Raw genomic sequence first — 16,658 nt, 5'->3', positions numbered from 1 at the left:
TTCGTTTTGCTCTATGGATCAGGCACGCCCTGGTTGCCCTGCGCACGCGGAACGTTTCCGATCAAGACGGGTTGACGGCCGGTCGCAGCCGCTGCGTGCGCAGCGCTGCCGGCTTCCGGACCACCGTAGCAGGCAGAAGCCATTCCGACTGCCGGCAGCCGCCGCGGGCCGACCTAACGGATTTGTTAATATCGCCGGCACGAATGGATCACCTTCGTTTGCCTGTCTCGGGCAGCGCTGCCAAAAGATGGAAGGTTAATGCCCTGGTGCTGCACGCGCGTAAGGAATAAGGCATGACCGATACAGATGTACCCAGCCGGCCGAAAGAGGGCGGCGGCTGGAACAGGCAGGACGCCGCGGCCGCACCCTTCCGGCTCTTGCAGCTCACCGATCTGCACTTGTATGCGGATCCGCATCGGCGCCTGCTCGGGCAGGACACGCGCCTAACCTTGGAGTCCGTGCTTGGCTTGGCACGGGCGCGACACTGGCCGCCGGATGCCGTCGCCCTCACCGGCGACCTCGTTCACGACGAACTCCCCGGCGCCTACCGCTTCCTACGCCAACGCTTCGACGCTTTAGCCATACCCTATCACTGCCTCCCAGGCAATCATGATCGCCTGGATCTGCTTGTGGGTCATCTGGACCCTGCGGCCGCTTCGGCGCTGCGCCTCGTCACGGCAGGCGCCTGGGACCTGCTGCTGGTGGACTCCACGGTCCCTGGGCGCGAGGGCGGTCACCTGAGCGAGCACGTCCTCGCCGGCATCGCCGATCATGCAGCGGCTGGCCGCGGCCGGCCCACGCTCGTGTTTCTACACCACCACTTGGCGCCGATCGGCAGCGCCTGGATCGACACCATGCAGGTGGACAACGGCCCCGCCGCTCTCGCCGCGCTGGCTCGGCACCCGGATCTGCGCGCCGTGATCTGCGGCCATGTGCACCAGGACGGCGAGCAGGTGCAGCAGGGGTTGCGGCTGCTGGCGACACCGTCTACGTGCGTGCAGTTCCTGCCCGGCAGTCCGACCTTCGCGCTGGATCCGCTGACGCCGGGGTACCGCTGGCTGGAGCTCCACGAGGACGGTCGTCTGGATACCGGCATCGAGCGCACCGACGCCTACCCCGAGGCCTTGGGTCCGGCAACCGAGGGCTACTGAGCGGCGCCGGGCGCACGGCCTGTGAGCACCTCGAGCCGTGTCCGCGAGGGCTCACTGAATCTCACTGGAAGCACTGCCCGCCCTTGCCCGGCCGTCTCGGCATCGCTGCACAGATGCCCGTCAAGGTCGCCCCAGATCGAGCACGACCGCCTCACCGACAGTCATAGCTTCGGGCTCATGCCGCAGCCGCACCGCGAGCAGCTCCACACCGGCCGCCGCCGCGTTGAGCAGCGCCTCGCCGTACTTGGGGTCAATGTCCCAGGCCGGCGCAAAGCATGCCCCCTCCGCCCGGTTCAGCGCGAACAGCATCACGCCCCGCTGCCCCGCTGCGACGGCCGCGGCGAGCAGCTTCAGGTGCTTGCGCCCGCGCTCGGTCTTGGCGTCAGGAAAGCGCAGGTAGGCGCCATCGAGCAGGGTGACATTCTTGACCTCCACCAGTGCGGGGGGCCGGCTGCCCCCGTCCAGGGCAATGTCGATGCGCCCGGGCGCGCAGCCCGCCAGCGCGACCGCGAGCTCCCGACGCAGCCGCCGATAGCCCGCAAGCTCGGCAATGGCGCCGGCCGCGATACCCTCGGCCATGACCTGATTCGGCCGCAGGGTATTGACACCGATCCAGCCACCACCCATGTCCACCCGCTCCAACGTCCAGGCGAGCTTGCGGCTCGGCTTGTCGTCTCGGGTAAGCTGAACCGGCGCGCCGGGCGTCCAGCAGGTGAGCAGCGTGCCGGTGTTCGGCACATGGGCCTGCACCCGCTCGCCGGTGGATAGCTCGATCTCAGCGACAAACCGGTTCGGCCGTGCCAGCATTCGGCCGCTATGGAGCTCCGGCAGTTGCAGCGCAGCGGCCCCAGGATCAGCCTGTAGAGAAGCCGCTCAGAGGTTGGTAAGCCAGCGTCTCGCAGGCGACGCCGGTGACCTCCGCTTGGGGCGGCCCCCGCCGCAGCCATTCGCGCAACGCATTGACAGCTTCGGGCTCGCCGCAGGCCAGCACCTCGACGCTGCCATCCGGGCGGTTGTGGGCATAACCCGTGATACCGAGCCGCAGGGCTTCTTCCCGCGCCGAGGCACGAAAGAACACGCCCTGCACCTGGCCGGCGACAGTACAGCGCACGCAAATGTGGTGTTCAGTGGATGCCGTGTCGGGCATTGGGAATGCCTGTCTGCTCGCGCCTGTGTGTCGGCGCTTATGGACCGGATCGGGCCCGCTCAGCGCGCAGCCTGCTGGTCTTGAGTCTGGGCGCGCTTGTACTTGGTGAAGGTGGTTTCTTTGTAAGCTCCTTCCACGACATAGCGCCCAAGGAGCATGAATTCTTCGGCATCACGCGTGGCCCCCGTGTATCGCGCCACCAGATTTCCGTCCAAGTCGAAGAAGGCGAAGACCGGCGTTGCGCGCACGCGATGGCTCTTCAGCGCGAAATCCTTTTGCGCCATAGTGTCGCCGCTGAACGTGGTGACCTCGACATCGCCCTCCACGTCCACCGGAAAGATTAGGAAGTGCTCCTTGAAGTAGTCCTGTACGCCGGGCTGGTTCAGCACCATGGTCTTCATGCGGTGGCAGAACGGGCACTCGTCCATCTCGAACATCAGCAGGATACCCTGCTTGCCCTCGTCGCGGGCGAGCTGCAGCTCCTCGGTGAAATCCCCGAAGGTCTGGTCAAAGAAATGCTGACCCGGGTCTCTGGTTGCAGCAGCCTGCGAGGCGCCAGTCGCGAGCAGCAGAAGGGCGCCAAACAGCGCAGCGATCCGCCGGTACGCAGGGCTCGGCGGGGATGGATGCATCATGATTGGTCTCCCGAGAACGACAACCCGCGGATTGTGCGATGCCAGCGCGGGCATTTCAACGCTCGCTGACAACGGAGCCGCAAAAGATGGATTTGCTTTTACAGTGGGCGCGTGGCGCCCTAGGCATCGGCGCACTGCTGGCCTTCGCCTGGCTCTTGAGCGAGGACCGCAGGGCGGTGCGCCGTCAGCTGGTGCTGGGTGGACTCGTGCTTCAGCTGACCGTCGCCCTGCTGCTGCTCAAACTGCCGGCAACGCAGCAGCTGTTCGCCGCCGTGAACAGCCTGGTGCTGGCATTGAATGAGGCCACTGAGGCCGGCACCAGCTTCGTGTTCGGATATGTAGGCGGCGGCGCGGCGCCCTACGAGGTGGCCTATCCAGAGAACAGCTTCGTGCTCGCCTTCAGAGCGCTGCCGCTGGTACTGGTAATCGGCGCCCTGTCCGCGCTGCTGTTCCACTGGGGGATCTTGCCCGCGGTGGTGCGCGGCTTCGCCTGGCTGGTGCAGCGCAGCCTGGGCGTCGGCGGGCCGCTCGGGCTCGGCGCTGCGGCCAACGTCTTCATTGGTATGGTGGAGGCGCCGCTGCTCATCAAGCCTTATCTCGCGGCCATGAGCCGCAGCGCGCTGTTCGGACTCATGACCACCGGCATGGCGACCATCGCCGGCACCGTGATGGTGCTCTACGCCACCCTTATCGGCGATGCGGTGCCGAACGCCTTGGGCCATATCCTCACCGCGTCCCTCGTCAACGCCCCGGGCGCGTTGGTGATCGCGGGCATTCTGGTGCCTTCAGCCCGCAGACGCGACGGCACCCAGAACCAGGCCGAGGCGGTGCCCCAGGTACGCCAGGCATACGCCGGCGCCATTGACGCCATCACGCGTGGCGCGCTGGACGCCCTGCCGCTGCTGCTCAATATCATCGCCATGCTGATCGTGATGGTCGCCCTGGTGAGCCTGAGTAACGCCGCACTCGCCGTACTGCCGGCAGTGGGCGACGCACCACTGACGCTGGAGCGGCTCCTGGGCTGGGTGTTCGCGCCCGTGGTTTGGCTTATCGGCATCCCCTGGCACGAGGCGGCGGCCGCCGGGCAGCTGATGGGCGTAAAAACCGTGCTCAACGAGCTGCTGGCCTATATCCAGCTGACGGCGTTTCCCGAGGGGACGTTGAGCGAGCGTAGCCGCCTCATCATGACCTACGCGCTCTGCGGCTTCGCGAACTTCGGCAGCCTCGGCATCATGCTGGGCGGCCTCGGGGCATTGGCCCCAGAGCGCCGCGCAGAGGTGGCCGCACTGGGGCTGCGGGCCATACTCGGCGGCACCCTGGCGACCCTCATGACAGCTGCGCTGGTGGGGATGCTGTTGTAGTCGGGGCTGGTGCTGGCGGCGCGGTTTTGCCTGGCAGTCGGGCAGGCGATCTCGCCGTCAGTTGGGCTCCGCAGCGCCCGGGCGATCGAGCACAAACATGGGCCGGCTTTCCGGTCCGGTGTCGTGCACGGACGGATCGAGCGCCCGGTCGGTGAGTGAGGGGCGGACCTTAAGGGAGAGCGTGGAGAGGTCGAAGTTGCGCATGCGCCGCGCCTGCTCGCGAGGCGTCAGCGCCCGGCGTGCCTGGCTGCTCCCGGACTTGACCCCTGCGCTGGCCATGGCCGGGGTCAGTGTAATGCCCGTCAGCTGGCGGGCCTTACTGGAGTATGCACTCACGCCCTTGCCGCGCAGATACGTGGTCAGGACACGGTGGGTATAGCGCTGGGTCTCCGGGTAGGTGACGAAGCCGCCGTGACGCTGCAGCGCGCCTTCGCCCGCGTTATAGGCCATCACCGCCTTACCGATACCGTAGCGCGACACCAGCCGCTTGAGGTGCCGCGTGCCGATGCGGACGTTGGTATCAGCGTCGAACAACGCGGCCACCGAACCTATGCCGTAGTCCGCCGCCGTCTGCGGCATGAGCTGCATCAGACCGACCGCACCGGCATGTGACACCGCGTGGGCATTGTAGGCGGACTCGGCGCGCACCACCGCGTGCACAAGGCCCCGCTCCAGTCCGTAGCGCCGGGCATAACGGTCGATGAGCTCATTCACCTTGGCACGGCTTGGCCGTGGCGTGCTCGGCGGCTGCGGCAGGCGCTTGCGCTCCGGCTCCGCGGCAGCGGGCCCCGCCGACGGCTGTGTCTGCGCGTCAGCAGCGTGGGCGGCGAGCGGGTACCCAGCGGCGCCCGTGAGCAGCAGCCCAGTCAGAACGAAGGCCCAAGGCTGCCGGCCGGGGCGCGCTGGCCACAGCAGCCCGCCCACAGCAAGCAGGATATCCGGGCGCTGCGCAGGCCTGGGATCTGCGCACGGAGAGTACGTGTGAAGCATCGATGGGTGCACAGCTATCTGCTCCAAATGCTTGCGGACTGATCGTCATCTTGGATCTGACGTCGCCGGGCTGCGGCGAGTGGATCCGCCGTCGCCCGCCACAGACCAACGCAACACGGACCATGAGTGAAGCGCGTCGTGAGCCCGCTCGTCGCGAACGGCGGGGCCGCAGGGATAATCGGCAGTTCTCGATTTAGGCTCATGATAGACGCTGGCAACCGATGACCCAAGCCCTATCAACCGCTTGCAGCATTAATTGTACGTGGTTTGCACAGTTGCATTCATAGGTTCACAGCGCTGAAAATGGCAGTGTCGCCGTGCGCCGCTGCCTCTTAGGGTAACGCACAGCGCATCCGTATCCCGCGCCACCCCGGCCGCCTGTCGGGGCCAGCCACTGCCGCCGCGTGAGAGCAACGCCGCCCAGCATGCCGTTGGAGTCTTTCGATAACCGCCCCGCGGAGCGCGGCCAGCAGGACGCGGAACAGGGCGCCAGCAATGCCCCGTCGAACGGGGATATCGCGCAGGTGGAGGCGCGCACCTGCATCTACATGGACGGCTATTGGATCAAATACTACGAGCCGCCCCCAGAGAGCCTCCAGGCCAAGAAAGCGCTGATCGAGGCGCTCACGCGCCGATTGTTCAATCACGTTGAGCATGGCATCAACATTCCCGGCATCCGCCTCGCAGAGGCCCGCGCTGCCTACGAGCGGGAAACGGATCCCGAGCGTAAGCGGGTCAATGGCGCCATGCTCGCGGGCGCCCTCTTCAACCGGGCCACCACCATCTTCACCAAGCTCGTGGAGCTGCAGGCGGACGGCGTGGAAGTGGAGCCGGACGACGCCCTGATGCAGGAATGCGGTGACTATCTGCTCGAGGCCCTAGAGCTCGGCCGCCTGGTGCGCCACCGGGGTGGAGACGAAGGCATCGATGAGCTCTGGGGCGAGCCCTTCAAGGCCTTCAGCCAACCGATCGCCACCTTCTACCAGAGCCGCTACGTGAAGATCGCGCAGACCATGCGTGATATCGATCGCATCACGACTACTCTCGCGGCCACTTTCGAGGGCAGCACCCAGCTGCCCGAGCTGAAGCCGTTGTTGCAGGACCTCGGCGACGCCGCCAAGCGCAAGACCGAGATCCTGAGGACCGACCCGATCATCTTCAGCGTCTGGCCCGCCTTCGTAGTAGCCAGCGACAAGCTCCGGCGCATGCAGCCGCACCTTCCAGCGGCGCCTACGCTGCAGCAGATCCACGAGGCCCAGGAGGCCAACCGCATTCTTAAGGTCGGCACGGCGCTGGTGAGCCACATCGTGCGCGCCCGTGTGCCGATGCCGAAAAGCACCCGCGAGCTTATCGACCAATGCGACCGCTTCCGCCGCACCTTCCTCGAACCCGGCACGGGCTCGCAGGGCCGGGGCTCATCGGACACTGCCGACACGTCCGGCGGCAGCGAGACGCCCCTCGGCTAGTCAACCACGGACACACCAGGCTGCCGCGCCACGCCGAATCCCGCAGCGCTCAACGCCCTAACGCGGTGCAGCCAGTGCCGTTTCCGCACCCTCCAGGACCCGACAACATCGCGAGCGCACCGGCTTTTGCCTGCCAATGCATGGCGCTGATCTTGCATACTTACGGGACAGACCGGGACACCAAGCGGCTAAGCAATAAAGCAGGGGGAGAGCCTTGGCGCCGACGGGCAGCGCACACCGCGAGCGGCACATCTTCAACCACGACATCATGGGCTGTACCGCCGATGGTGTCTCGGGTAACCATCTCTATTCGGGACGTGTGCTGGGTCTGAGCGAGCCAGGCGACCTGGTCCAGTTGCATCCAGCGCTGGCGAGCCAATGGGATGCCATCAGCGCCCACTATCGGCGCATTGGCCTCAGCCATACGTCAGAGGTGCTGTGGGACGTCAACCGGGCCCGGCTCGCGGAGTATCCGGCCCTCACCCCATCGGTGTTTTTCTTTGGGCCTGACGAGCATGCGGTGCGCCCAGACCAACGCTGGCTCGACGTCGTGGCGGCCATCAATTCAAAGAACACCTTTATGGAGCTGGCGCACCAGCTCGACGTGCCAGTACCCCGCACCACTCCCTTCGCGAGCGTCGACGACATCAGCGAACCGGACATCGTCGGGACGGCATTCCCCTGCTACCTGAAAGCCGCGGTGTCGGTTTCGGGGGTGGGTATCCACCGGTGCGCGGACACCGCGGCGCTGCGCGCAGCCATCGGCCAGTTCGCGCCGGGAACGCCGGTGCAGATCCAAGAAGAGGTCGCGACAGACGTGTTCCTGAACCTGCAGTACCGCTGCGACAGCAACGGCGCATGCAGACACGCAGCCACCGAGCAGGTGCTCGACGGCTTTGTCCACCAGGGCAATCGGCATCCCGCTCGCCACACGCCCTGGGAGAGCGTCGAGCCCATGGCGCAATGGCTTTGTGAAGCGGGCATGCGCGGCGTCTTCGCCTTCGACGTGGCCATCGTGGGCGATGACGAGGCCCCGGCATTCGTCGCCATCGAGTGCAATCCCCGTTACAACGGTGCCAGCTACCCCACCGGCGTCGCCCACAAGCTCGGCATCCGGAACTGGCTTGCCAAGGCTTACCACACCCGCCACCGCAGCCTGGAGGCGCTCGACCTCACGGGGTTGGAATACGACCCGACCGTGGGCACCGGCATCATCCTCGTGAACTGGGGACCGATCCTTGTCGGCAAGGTGCTGGTGCTGCTCGCGGGAGACGCGGCAGCGCAGGCAGAGCTGGAGCAGGCGCTGCTGACAAGGCTCTGACGCCGCCGTCCTGCGGACTGCGCTTTGCCGTGACCGCCCCCATCCTTGCGAAACGACCGGGCCGATCCAGCTCGTCCCGGCCCCACTTACCACAGGCGCCGCCCGCGGCGCCCCCGCCAAACGGCATAGAGGTCGGCACAGCATGCAAGACAGCTTCTCCCTGATGGTCCACGGTGGCGCCGGAGCCCTCGACAACGTCAAGGACGAGCGCACTGCCGTACGCTACCTGGAGAGCATTCGCGTGGTGCTGGAGCACGGCCGGGTGATGCTGGAGCAGGGCGCGAGCGCCGTGGAGGCGGTGGAGTCCTGCGCCTCGCAGCTGGAGGACGACCCGCTCTTCAATGCTGGCTGCGGGTCCGTGCTGAATGAGAACGGCAAGGTGGAGATGGATGCAGGCATCATGGATGGCCGCGACCTCGCCGCCGGCGCCGTCGCCGCCATCGGCAACATCGCCAACCCAGTGCAGCTGGCGCGGCTCGTCATGGACGGCAGCGAGCACGTCCTCCTCATCGCCGAGGGGGCCCTACAGTTCGCCCAGCATTGCGGCATGAAGCTGACGCCGGACCACTATTTCTTCACCCCAGACCGCATCAAGCAGCTGGAGCAGGCCCGGCTGCGCCACCGCATCATGCTGGACCACGACGATGACGGCGATGAGCAGAAGTACGGCACCATCGGCGCCGTCGCCCGCGACCGCGAGGGCAATCTCGCCGCCGCCACGTCCACGGGCGGCATCGTCAACAAGCGCATGGGCCGCGTCGGCGACTCACCCATCATCGGCGCTGGTGTCTTTGCCGACAACGAGACCTGCGCCGTCTCCGCCACCGGCTACGGCGAAGAGTTCATGCGCACGGTGTTCGCTAAGACCATCGCCGACGCCATCGAGCTCAAAGGCGTCGATGCAGCGGGCGCCGTGGACTATGGCATGGGCTATCTGACACGGAAGGTCAAAGGTCGTGGCGGTGTCATCTGCATTGATGCCGCCGGGCGCTGCGCCAGCGGCATGACCACCCGGCGGATGATCCATGGCTGGATCGAGCACGGCGGCGAAACCGTCTGCCGATTCTGAAAGCCCTGGGGAAGCGCCAATAAATCAGCGCTTCCCTAAGGCTTCGCCGGCACCTTGGGCAGCAGGACCCGCCGCGCCTTCTGTGGCGGGCTGGTGGCTGCAGCGGCAGCCCCAGAGCCGCCTGACAGCGGCGCGGCCCCGACCTCGGATGGCCGCGCCTCGGCATCCAACGCCCGCGCCAGCGCGATCCTCTCCGACACATCCGTCGGCACCTGAATCAGGGCTTCGACGGCCTTGAGCCGCTCCTCCAGCCCGCATTGGTTGGCGATCTGGATAGCGAGGCCGGGCCGAGCATTCACCTCCAGCATCATGGGCCCGCGGTCCTCGTCGAGCACCAGGTCAACGCCGCAGTAGCCGAGGCCGGTGAGATCCGCACAGCGGGCACCAATCCCCAGGAGCGCCTCCCAATCCGGGATGGCATGACCAGCGAGCGGCGTGCCGAAGTCCGGATGCTCGTCGATCACGTGATCGCGCACCACGCCGTGGCCGGTCACACCGGTGTCCAGCGCGATGCCCACGCCGACGGCACCCTGGTGCAGGTTGGCCTTGCCATCTGAGGCGCGGGTCGGCAGGCGCACCATCGCCATCACCGGGATGCCGCGGAAGATCAAGAGCCGGATGTCCGGCACACCCCGGTAGCTGATGGCGTCGAACAGGCGGCTCGGCCGCACTCGGTATTCGATCATGGCGACATCGGGGATGCCGCCGAGCGAATGGACGCCGCTCAGGATGTTCGAGACGAAAAACTCGATGTCTCGCAGCGTCAGCGCCCTACCATCGCCCTTGATGAACAGCCCGCGGCGGCGGTCGGTGACCACCAGCACACCGTCGCCGCCGCTGCCGTGAGCGGGCTTGATGACGAACGAATCGGGCCCCGCAAGCAGCTCGTCCAGGTGGATCAGCTCACCCTGAAAGCGCACGGCGCCATAGAGATCCGGCACCGCCAGTCCGGCCTCCAGGGCAAGGCGCTTGGTAGTGAGCTTGTCGTCCACCAGCGGATACTTGCTGCGCACGTTCCAGCGCATGACATAGCGGCGGTTACGGGCATTGATGCCGAGCACGCCGTTGCCGCGCAGAGCCTGCCAGCGCCCCAGCCAGCCGTTTCGCCGGCGGCTTGTCAGGTCCTGCTTGTCAGGCTCCGTCATGGCTCAGCGACCCCGCGACAACGCACCGAAGCGAAACAGCTCCGTCAGCCGGTAGCCGCTGTAGGCGCCGAGCAGCAGCGTTGCGGCCAGCACCACCAGCAGCAGCTCCGGGAAATAGAACATCAGGTGGTCCAGGTGCGGCTCGTTCATCACGTAATAGCCGCACACCGCGACCAACAGCGAGCCCAGGGTCTCCTTGGCGGTCTCGCCGAAGCCGCGCTCCTCCCAGACGATAGACATACGCTCGATGGTCATGGCCAGGATCACCATTGGGAAGAGCGCAATGGAGAGGCCCTGCTCCACGCCCAGCCGGAAGCTCAGCACGGTAATGGCCAGCATCAAGCACACCACCACCACCAGGATGGCCGCAAGCCGGGGCACCAGCAGCAAACGCAGCTGCGCCAAGGCCAGCCGCAGTGACAGGCCGACGAAGACCAGTGTCAGGAACAATGCCAGCCCCCACAGCAGCTGAGTCTCGCGGAAGGCGAGCGCGATGAGGATGGGCATGAAGGTGCCGAAGGTCGGCACCCCCACCACTACGCGCATGAAGGCCACCACCAGCGCCCCCAGCGGCAGCATCAGCACCACGTGATAGAGGTTCTGCACCGACACAGGCAGGCGCGTCAGATCGATGCCGAAGGGCTGGGCGGCAAAGGCGGCACCGGTGAGCTCCGCCACCTCCATCTGCGGCACGCTGGTCTGGGTGGTGGAGAAGCTCAATTGCACATTGCGCACTTCGCGGGTGCGCAAGAGATCGGCATCGTCGTAACGCCAGATGAAGAATCCGGGTGGATAGCCGGGCTCGCCGGTGGCCGTGTCGTAGCCCTGCCAGTCGTCACCGTTGTGCACCTCGAGCCACGGAATCAGCTGGGTCTCCACCAGCGGGCGCTCCAAGGGCAGGCCATAGGCGATGCGTGTCGGAATGCGCGCGCCGGCGAGGATCTCCGCCACCAGATGCTCCCAGCTCGGGCGGTCCTGCACATTGCGGATGACCTTGACATTCTCGTCGTCGGTGTCGGCGAGGATGAGGAGCGTCTGTTCCGTGAACGAGAAGACATCCGCGGACTGTGCGCGGGCTTGGCTCAGCACGCTCTGGATGGCCGAGGCGAGCGGCTCCTTGTAGTCCGGCACCGGCGGAAACGGCGGCACTGAGCTGTCGGTGACCACAGACCCGCCGAGCACCCTCACCTGGTAGTAGAGTGCCTGCTCACTCGTCGGCGTGCGGCGCAGCGTCCAAGTCGCCTTGCGCGGGCGCCCGTCGGTCTCGAGGATGGCGAGGCCATAGCCGCGGGAGACGAAATTCTCGTCGATGACCCGCTGCATGGACACCCGCGGGGGCAGCAGAAATTCAACCTTGGAGGCGCCGCCGTCGCCGCGAAAACCAATACGCGCCTCCACCGTCCAGACGCTGGTCGTCAGCTCCGGCAGCAGAGGGACCTCGTAGCGCATCGCCTTGAGCAGGGTCATGCCGATGCCGACGGTCGCCAACAGCAGCGCGATAGCCCCCAGGGGCGACAAGCGCGCAAAGAATCGCAGCGACATCAATCGGCGTCCTTACCCTGCGGCTCGGCGTCGTCTTGCTTGTCATTGCCTGGCGGACAATCGTAGGAAAGGATGAAGGTCTCGGCAGAGTTGACCACGAAGTGCTCCTTCAGGAACTCCCGCCCCAGCAGGACCGGATAGTTCAGGTTGGCGCGATTGTCCAGGCTGAACTCGGCCTCCATGGTCTCGCCGGCGATACAGAAGCTCAAGCGCACAGTGATACGCTCTTCCGGCGGCTTGCCCGGGCTGCGCTTGATGCGGACCTTGCCGACGATCGGCAAATCGTAAGTGAGCTTGTCACCGCTCTGCTCGGTGTGGTCTGTATACAACGAGAACCGCACACGCTCCACACCGGCGCGCTCGAAGCGCTCGATATCGACGGCATGGATGGCGCTGGATTTGGCGCCCGTGTCCAACTTGGCCGTGACGCGCACGCGGTACGGTGCCAGGCGGATGCTCTGCAGCCAGCCCGCCTCGCGCAGCCCGGCTCGCTCGTCCGCAGCGGCGCCAGCGGCGCTCGCGGCTACGCAGAGCGCGGCGCACAGCACTGCGGCAATACGGGCAGAGGGAAAGCAGAGGCGGGCGTGGTCGGGCAAAGTCGACATGGGTTACGGCAACGGGCATTGGGTTGGGACAGCTGATCCAAGCCGATCCCCGGCTTGCGGTCCGCGGAACAGGCATCACAGCGTGAAGATGCCTGCATGATCGGCCGCATCCGCGGCCGCGACCGGCAGGCGGTTACGATGGCCCCAAAGGGGCTCGTGACGACCGTACAACACGCCTGCGAAGGCATCGAAGTCCGGCGCACACGAGGCGCCGCACCCGCACCGGGCGCACGGGCACCAAAACCCTGCCGTGCGTGAGCCTAGCCCTGTTGTCGCATTTCAGCAAGTTCCCGCCGCTGCCTGTTGCATCACAACCAACATCTGTCGGCATTTCCGCCGACCTGGCGGCATCGAATGGGCGATAATGCACGCGAACCATCGCCGTAAGGCGTCACCAGCGGCCCGGCACGCAACGCCATGACCCCACTGAAGCTCGGCATCCCCAAGGGCAGCCTGGAACAGGCCACCATCCAGCTCTTCGCCCAGGCTGGTTGGCGGATCACGCCGCACGCGCGCAATTACTATCCCGACATCGACGACCCGGCCATCAGCTGTGCCCTGGTGCGCGCGCAGGAGATGGCGCGCTATGTCGAGCGGGGCACGCTGGATCTCGGGCTCACTGGCCTTGATTGGATCCTCGAGACCCAGGCCGATGTCGCGGACATCTGCACCCTCACCTACTCCAAGGCGTCCAACCGGCCGAGCCGCTGGGTACTGGTCGTGCCGGAGCGCTCGCCCATACAGCGCATCGAGGACCTCGCCGGCTGCAAGGTGGCCACGGAGCTGGTGGGGTTCACGCGCCGCTTCCTCGCCGAGCGCGGCATCGACGCCGAGGTGGAGTTCTCCTGGGGCGCCACCGAGGCCAAGGCCGTGGAGGGCCTGGTGGACGCCGTGGTGGAGATCACCGAGACCGGAAGCACCATTCGCGCCCACGGGCTGCGCATCGTCGCCGACCTGCTCGTCACTGACACCCGGCTCATCGCCAACCACGTCGCCCTGGCGGACCCAGCCCGGCGCGCGCGCATCGAGCAGATCGCGCTCATGCTGCAGGCGGCGCTGGCCGCGCGGCACAAGGTGGCGCTCAAATGCAATGTGCCGGCGGAAAAGCTTGATGACCTGGTCGCCCTGCTGCCGAGCCTGCATGCCCCAACGGTGAGCCACCTCTACGACAAGGCTTGGCTTGCTGTGGAGACTATCGTCGACGCCGCCGCCGTACGCGACCTGATCCCCCGGCTGTCGGCTGCCGGCGCCCAGGGCATCCTCGAGTACGAGCTGCGCAAGATGGTCTAGCGCATGGGCATCGCCGCCCAAGGTCGCCGACTGCTCGCCTCGCTGGGGGATGCCCTGCCGCGGCTCGGCCGCCCGCAGCGACGCGGGGACGACCCCGCCGAAGGCAGCGGCTTTCCGCGCCGGCCCTCACTGCTGGAGGTCTTCATGCTCCGGCCCTACGGGCGCAGCATGCTGACACCCGCGGCGCGTGTCTGGCTCGGCTCGGCGTGGATCGTGATCCTGCTCATGGCCAGCATCGAGGGCTTCGTCTGGGGGGCCGTGGGCGCCTCGCTGGTGCCCTCCGCCGCGCCCTGGCTACGGACACCGGTGGCGGTGTTCATGTTCCTGCTGCTGTTTGCCGTCGTCTGGATCGTCGATGCCTCGCTCATCATGTCGGAGCGCCCGGCGGCATCCGGGCGCCGCCGGCATGCCATGGACGCCGCCGGCGGCTTCGGCCCTGTGGCGCGCTGGTACTTCGGCATCCTGGTGCGTATCGCCATCGTTGCCATCTCGCTCTACGTGACGGCGCCCTTCATCGAGAAACTGATCCGCGCCGACGACATCGCCGCCTGGCACCAGGCCCAGGTGGAGCAGTATTACAAGCAGCGCGACGCGACCCTGCGCGAGCAGGTGCGCGCCCGCGCCGAGCAGCGCGACGCGGGTCTCCTCGGGCGCGTCCAAGCCCTCGAGCGCGACATCGCCCGCCTAGAGCAATCCCTGGCCGCCGAGCGCGAGCGCCGTGAGCGCATCGAGGCGGAGTTCACCCCGCAGATCGAGGTGCTCACCCGCGACCTCGCTGCTGCCCGTGAGCGCGTCGGCGACGAGGTACTGGGCCGCGACGGTCGCCCCGAGGGATATGGCCCCGAGGCGCGCAAATGGGACGCTCGCGCTACCCTGCTGGAAGAGCAGCTAGCCGGGATCCAGACACAGCGCGACGAGCGGCTCGCCGGCGTCGAGGCGGCCATCGCGGAGTTGGAAGCACGCCTCGCCGAGCGCAGCGACGCCCTGCAGCAGGTGCGCACCGAGCAGGCTCAGTTGCTTGAGGACATCACCACCGAGGTGGAGGCCGAGCAGCCGCCGGCGGCGCCGCCCAAGCTCACCTTCGCGGCCCGATCGAAAGGTCTCGCGACCTTGCGCAACAGCCCGGCGGAGGCCGGCGTGCCGCACTTCGAGACCGTTGAGGGCTTCGCCCAGGCGGCGCTCGGCATTTTGTTCTTCGCACTGCTGGCGCTGAAGCTCTTCGAGCCACCGGCGGTGCACGCCTACTACAGCGAGCAGGTCCAGCTGCACTACCGCAAGTATCTCGCCGGCGGCCTTGCCGACATCCCGGGCTTCGGCCATTTCGACGATCCGGTACGGCGCCTGTCGCCGACGGACTTCGCCCGTCTCTGGGAGCGCTGGGAGCGGGATCCTGAGGGCTACGCCGCGCGCTTTCAGGCAGTGCACGCCGCCGAGGCTCGCCTCAGGCGCCTGGTAGCGGACACCCAGTACGAAGCGGAGCTGCTGGCGCGGCGGCGGGACGACATCGATGCCCGTCTGCGCCTGGAGCGCCGCCGCCAGGAAGCGGAGCTCGCCGCTCGCGAGCAGGAGCTGGCCGCCCAGGGGCGCGAGACCGAGCGACGCCTGTCTGCCGAGACCGACGCAGAGCTGGAGCAGCTGGCGCACAAGCGCAAGGAGGCGCAGAAGGCCCACGAAACGGCGTTGGCCGAAATGGAACAGCGCTTCGAGGCCGAGCGTCAACGCCTGGACGACGAGCTTGCAGCCAAGCGTGCCGCCTGGGAGCAGGAACGTGCCGCCGCCGAGGCGGAGCTGGACCGCCGCCGCCGCGAATTCGAGCTGGTGGAGCGCCGCGAGCGCGATCAGGCCCGGCGCAAACAGGCGGCCCTGGACGACCACCGCCGGCTCAAGGAGCGCGAGCTCGACCAGCGCGCCGCCGATGCGCAAGCACAGCGCGACGCCGAGACCCGGGAGCTTCGCATCCGCGAGACGCGCACGCTGCTGGAGCAGGAGCGCGCGGCTGAGTCGCGCCTGCGCAGCGAGCTTGCCGCTCTCAAAGGCCGCCGCAGCGAGCGCGTCGATCGGGCCGCGGCACTGGAGACAGAGCTGACCCAGATCGGCTTACGGGAGCAGGAGCTGAAAGCCCGCGATGGCGCCCTGCGGGTGCTGTTGGACAGCCCGCGGCGGGACAGCGGTCTGCCCTTCTCCAGCGATCCCGACAGTCGCCGGCGGCGTCAGGCGGCACGGGAGCTGAAGCAGCTCGAGCGGGAGCATTCGGACCTGCGCCGACGCCGCAGCGCTTTGACGGCCGAGCGGGACGGCGCCCGCGCCGCGGCGCGGGAGCTTGCCGAAGCCGGCGTCAAGCTGGAGCAGGAGCTCTCCGCTATGGCGGCGCGGGTGGAGCAATATCGGGGGACGCTGGACATGTTGCTGCTGTCGCGCCACACCTGACCTTCAAGGCGGCAGCCCGACTTTCGCCCCCGAGCGAGGCGGCGACGGCGGCGACGACGCTCACATCAGCTTGACCACCATCTCCTGCTTGAGGCCGAGCACCTGACAGGCCAGATCCAGGGCCTGCTCAGAGAACATCTCCAGGTCGCCCCAATGATCGGCGGTGTCCACCACATCCGTCAGCGCCTCGGACACCACGCGCAGGTCGTAGTCGCCCGTCGCCGCCCGCTCGGGCGCCGCACGCTGGGCGCAGATGTAGAGCACGGGCTCGCCGCTGCCCATGGGCACCAGGGCGAGGATCCAGCGGTAGCCGTGCGGCTCGTCGCTCTCGATGTCGCCGAGCACCGTCGCACTGTAGTCGGCGATCTGATAGCGGCGCTTCGGTAGGGCGGTCTTGATGGCGGGGCGTTGCTCCATGGCGAGGGGTCTCCGGCGTTGTCTCGATCGATCCGCAAAGGCGCGCAGAGCCGAACAGCGGGGAGCTTAGTCGTTCTAAGTGACCCGCTGTG

The 16,658-nt window shown here is 67.3% G+C and carries 15 protein-coding genes; 7 read left to right on the top strand and 8 right to left on the bottom strand.

Going from position 1 to position 16,658, the window contains the following annotated elements:
• Positions 1-293: 293 nt before the first annotated feature.
• The gene (locus I6U14_RS12065; protein ID WP_296899641.1) at positions 294-1,151 is read left to right on the top strand and encodes a metallophosphoesterase; all 858 of its coding nucleotides are present in this window, start codon (positions 294-296) and stop codon (positions 1,149-1,151) included.
• A gap of 120 nt (positions 1,152-1,271) precedes the next feature.
• Here I6U14_RS12065 and sfsA read toward each other — a convergent pair whose 3' ends face one another.
• From sfsA to I6U14_RS12050, 3 genes are read right to left on the bottom strand one after another with little or no spacing between them, the layout of a single operon-like run.
• Positions 1,272-1,982 (bottom strand): DNA/RNA nuclease SfsA, encoded by a 711-nt coding sequence (gene sfsA, locus I6U14_RS12060; RefSeq protein WP_296899645.1) that lies wholly within the window; start codon positions 1,980-1,982, stop codon positions 1,272-1,274.
• Positions 1,983-2,004: 22 nt separating this feature from the next.
• Positions 2,005-2,298 carry an acylphosphatase gene (locus I6U14_RS12055; protein ID WP_296899639.1) on the bottom strand — a complete coding sequence of 98 codons (294 nt, stop codon included), beginning with the start codon at positions 2,296-2,298 and terminating at the stop codon, positions 2,005-2,007.
• Positions 2,299-2,357: 59 nt separating this feature from the next.
• Positions 2,358-2,933 (bottom strand): thioredoxin family protein, encoded by a 576-nt coding sequence (locus tag I6U14_RS12050; RefSeq protein ID WP_296899637.1) that lies wholly within the window; start codon positions 2,931-2,933, stop codon positions 2,358-2,360.
• Positions 2,934-3,019: 86 nt separating this feature from the next.
• Here I6U14_RS12050 and I6U14_RS12045 point away from each other — a divergent pair, with 86 nt between their 5' ends.
• Positions 3,020-4,294, top strand: a complete 1,275-nt coding sequence (locus I6U14_RS12045) for a nucleoside transporter C-terminal domain-containing protein (protein WP_296899635.1) — start codon at positions 3,020-3,022, stop codon at positions 4,292-4,294.
• 57 nt (positions 4,295-4,351) lie between these two features.
• Here I6U14_RS12045 and I6U14_RS12040 read toward each other — a convergent pair whose 3' ends face one another.
• Entirely contained in the window at positions 4,352-5,284 is a 933-nt protein-coding gene (locus I6U14_RS12040) for a lytic transglycosylase domain-containing protein (protein ID WP_296899633.1), read from the bottom strand.
• 548 nt (positions 5,285-5,832) lie between these two features.
• Between I6U14_RS12040 and I6U14_RS12035 the strand changes: the two genes are divergently transcribed.
• The 3 genes from I6U14_RS12035 to I6U14_RS12025 all read left to right on the top strand — a co-directional run bounded on the left by I6U14_RS12035 (position 5,833) and on the right by I6U14_RS12025 (position 9,140).
• Entirely contained in the window at positions 5,833-6,750 is a 918-nt protein-coding gene (locus I6U14_RS12035) for a hypothetical protein (RefSeq protein WP_296899643.1), read from the top strand.
• A 214-nt stretch (positions 6,751-6,964) separates the two neighbouring features.
• Positions 6,965-8,071 (top strand): ATP-grasp domain-containing protein, encoded by a 1,107-nt coding sequence (locus I6U14_RS12030; RefSeq protein WP_296899631.1) that lies wholly within the window; start codon positions 6,965-6,967, stop codon positions 8,069-8,071.
• Positions 8,072-8,213: 142 nt separating this feature from the next.
• Positions 8,214-9,140 carry an isoaspartyl peptidase/L-asparaginase family protein gene (locus I6U14_RS12025; RefSeq protein ID WP_296899630.1) on the top strand — a complete coding sequence of 309 codons (927 nt, stop codon included), beginning with the start codon at positions 8,214-8,216 and terminating at the stop codon, positions 9,138-9,140.
• 35 nt (positions 9,141-9,175) lie between these two features.
• Here the strand turns inward: I6U14_RS12025 and I6U14_RS12020 are convergent, their stop codons facing one another.
• From I6U14_RS12020 to I6U14_RS12010, 3 genes are read right to left on the bottom strand one after another with little or no spacing between them, the layout of a single operon-like run.
• A complete protein-coding gene (locus I6U14_RS12020) occupies positions 9,176-10,285 on the bottom strand; it encodes an alpha-L-glutamate ligase-like protein (RefSeq protein WP_296899629.1) in 1,110 nt (369 codons plus the stop codon).
• Positions 10,286-10,288: 3 nt separating this feature from the next.
• Entirely contained in the window at positions 10,289-11,827 is a 1,539-nt protein-coding gene (locus tag I6U14_RS12015; protein ID WP_296899628.1) for a UUP1 family membrane protein, read from the bottom strand.
• Positions 11,827-12,432, bottom strand: coding sequence for a RimK/LysX family protein (locus I6U14_RS12010; RefSeq protein ID WP_296899627.1), 606 nt, complete (start codon positions 12,430-12,432; stop codon positions 11,827-11,829). The genes I6U14_RS12015 and I6U14_RS12010 overlap by 1 nt, the downstream gene beginning before the upstream one ends.
• A 417-nt stretch (positions 12,433-12,849) precedes the next feature.
• On the opposite strand from I6U14_RS12010, the gene hisG reads away from it, so the two are divergent.
• Together hisG and I6U14_RS12000 are read left to right on the top strand one after the other, a co-directional pair.
• Positions 12,850-13,722 carry an ATP phosphoribosyltransferase gene (gene hisG, locus I6U14_RS12005; protein ID WP_296899626.1) on the top strand — a complete coding sequence of 291 codons (873 nt, stop codon included), beginning with the start codon at positions 12,850-12,852 and terminating at the stop codon, positions 13,720-13,722.
• A 3-nt stretch (positions 13,723-13,725) separates the two neighbouring features.
• Positions 13,726-16,149: a hypothetical protein gene (locus I6U14_RS12000; protein WP_296899624.1), complete on the top strand. Its 2,424-nt coding sequence runs from the start codon at positions 13,726-13,728 to the stop codon at positions 16,147-16,149.
• A 60-nt stretch (positions 16,150-16,209) separates the two neighbouring features.
• On the opposite strand, the gene I6U14_RS11995 is transcribed toward I6U14_RS12000, so the two are convergent.
• Positions 16,210-16,566 carry a hypothetical protein gene (locus tag I6U14_RS11995; protein ID WP_296899622.1) on the bottom strand — a complete coding sequence of 119 codons (357 nt, stop codon included), beginning with the start codon at positions 16,564-16,566 and terminating at the stop codon, positions 16,210-16,212.
• Between the last annotated feature and the right edge of the window lie 92 nt (positions 16,567-16,658).

This window comes from Thiohalocapsa sp., from assembly GCF_019695415.1.
Taxonomy (GTDB): domain Bacteria; phylum Pseudomonadota; class Gammaproteobacteria; order Chromatiales; family Chromatiaceae; genus Thiohalocapsa.
Note: the sequence above shows the minus strand (reverse complement) of the source record. Positions and strands in the feature narration are given on the sequence as shown.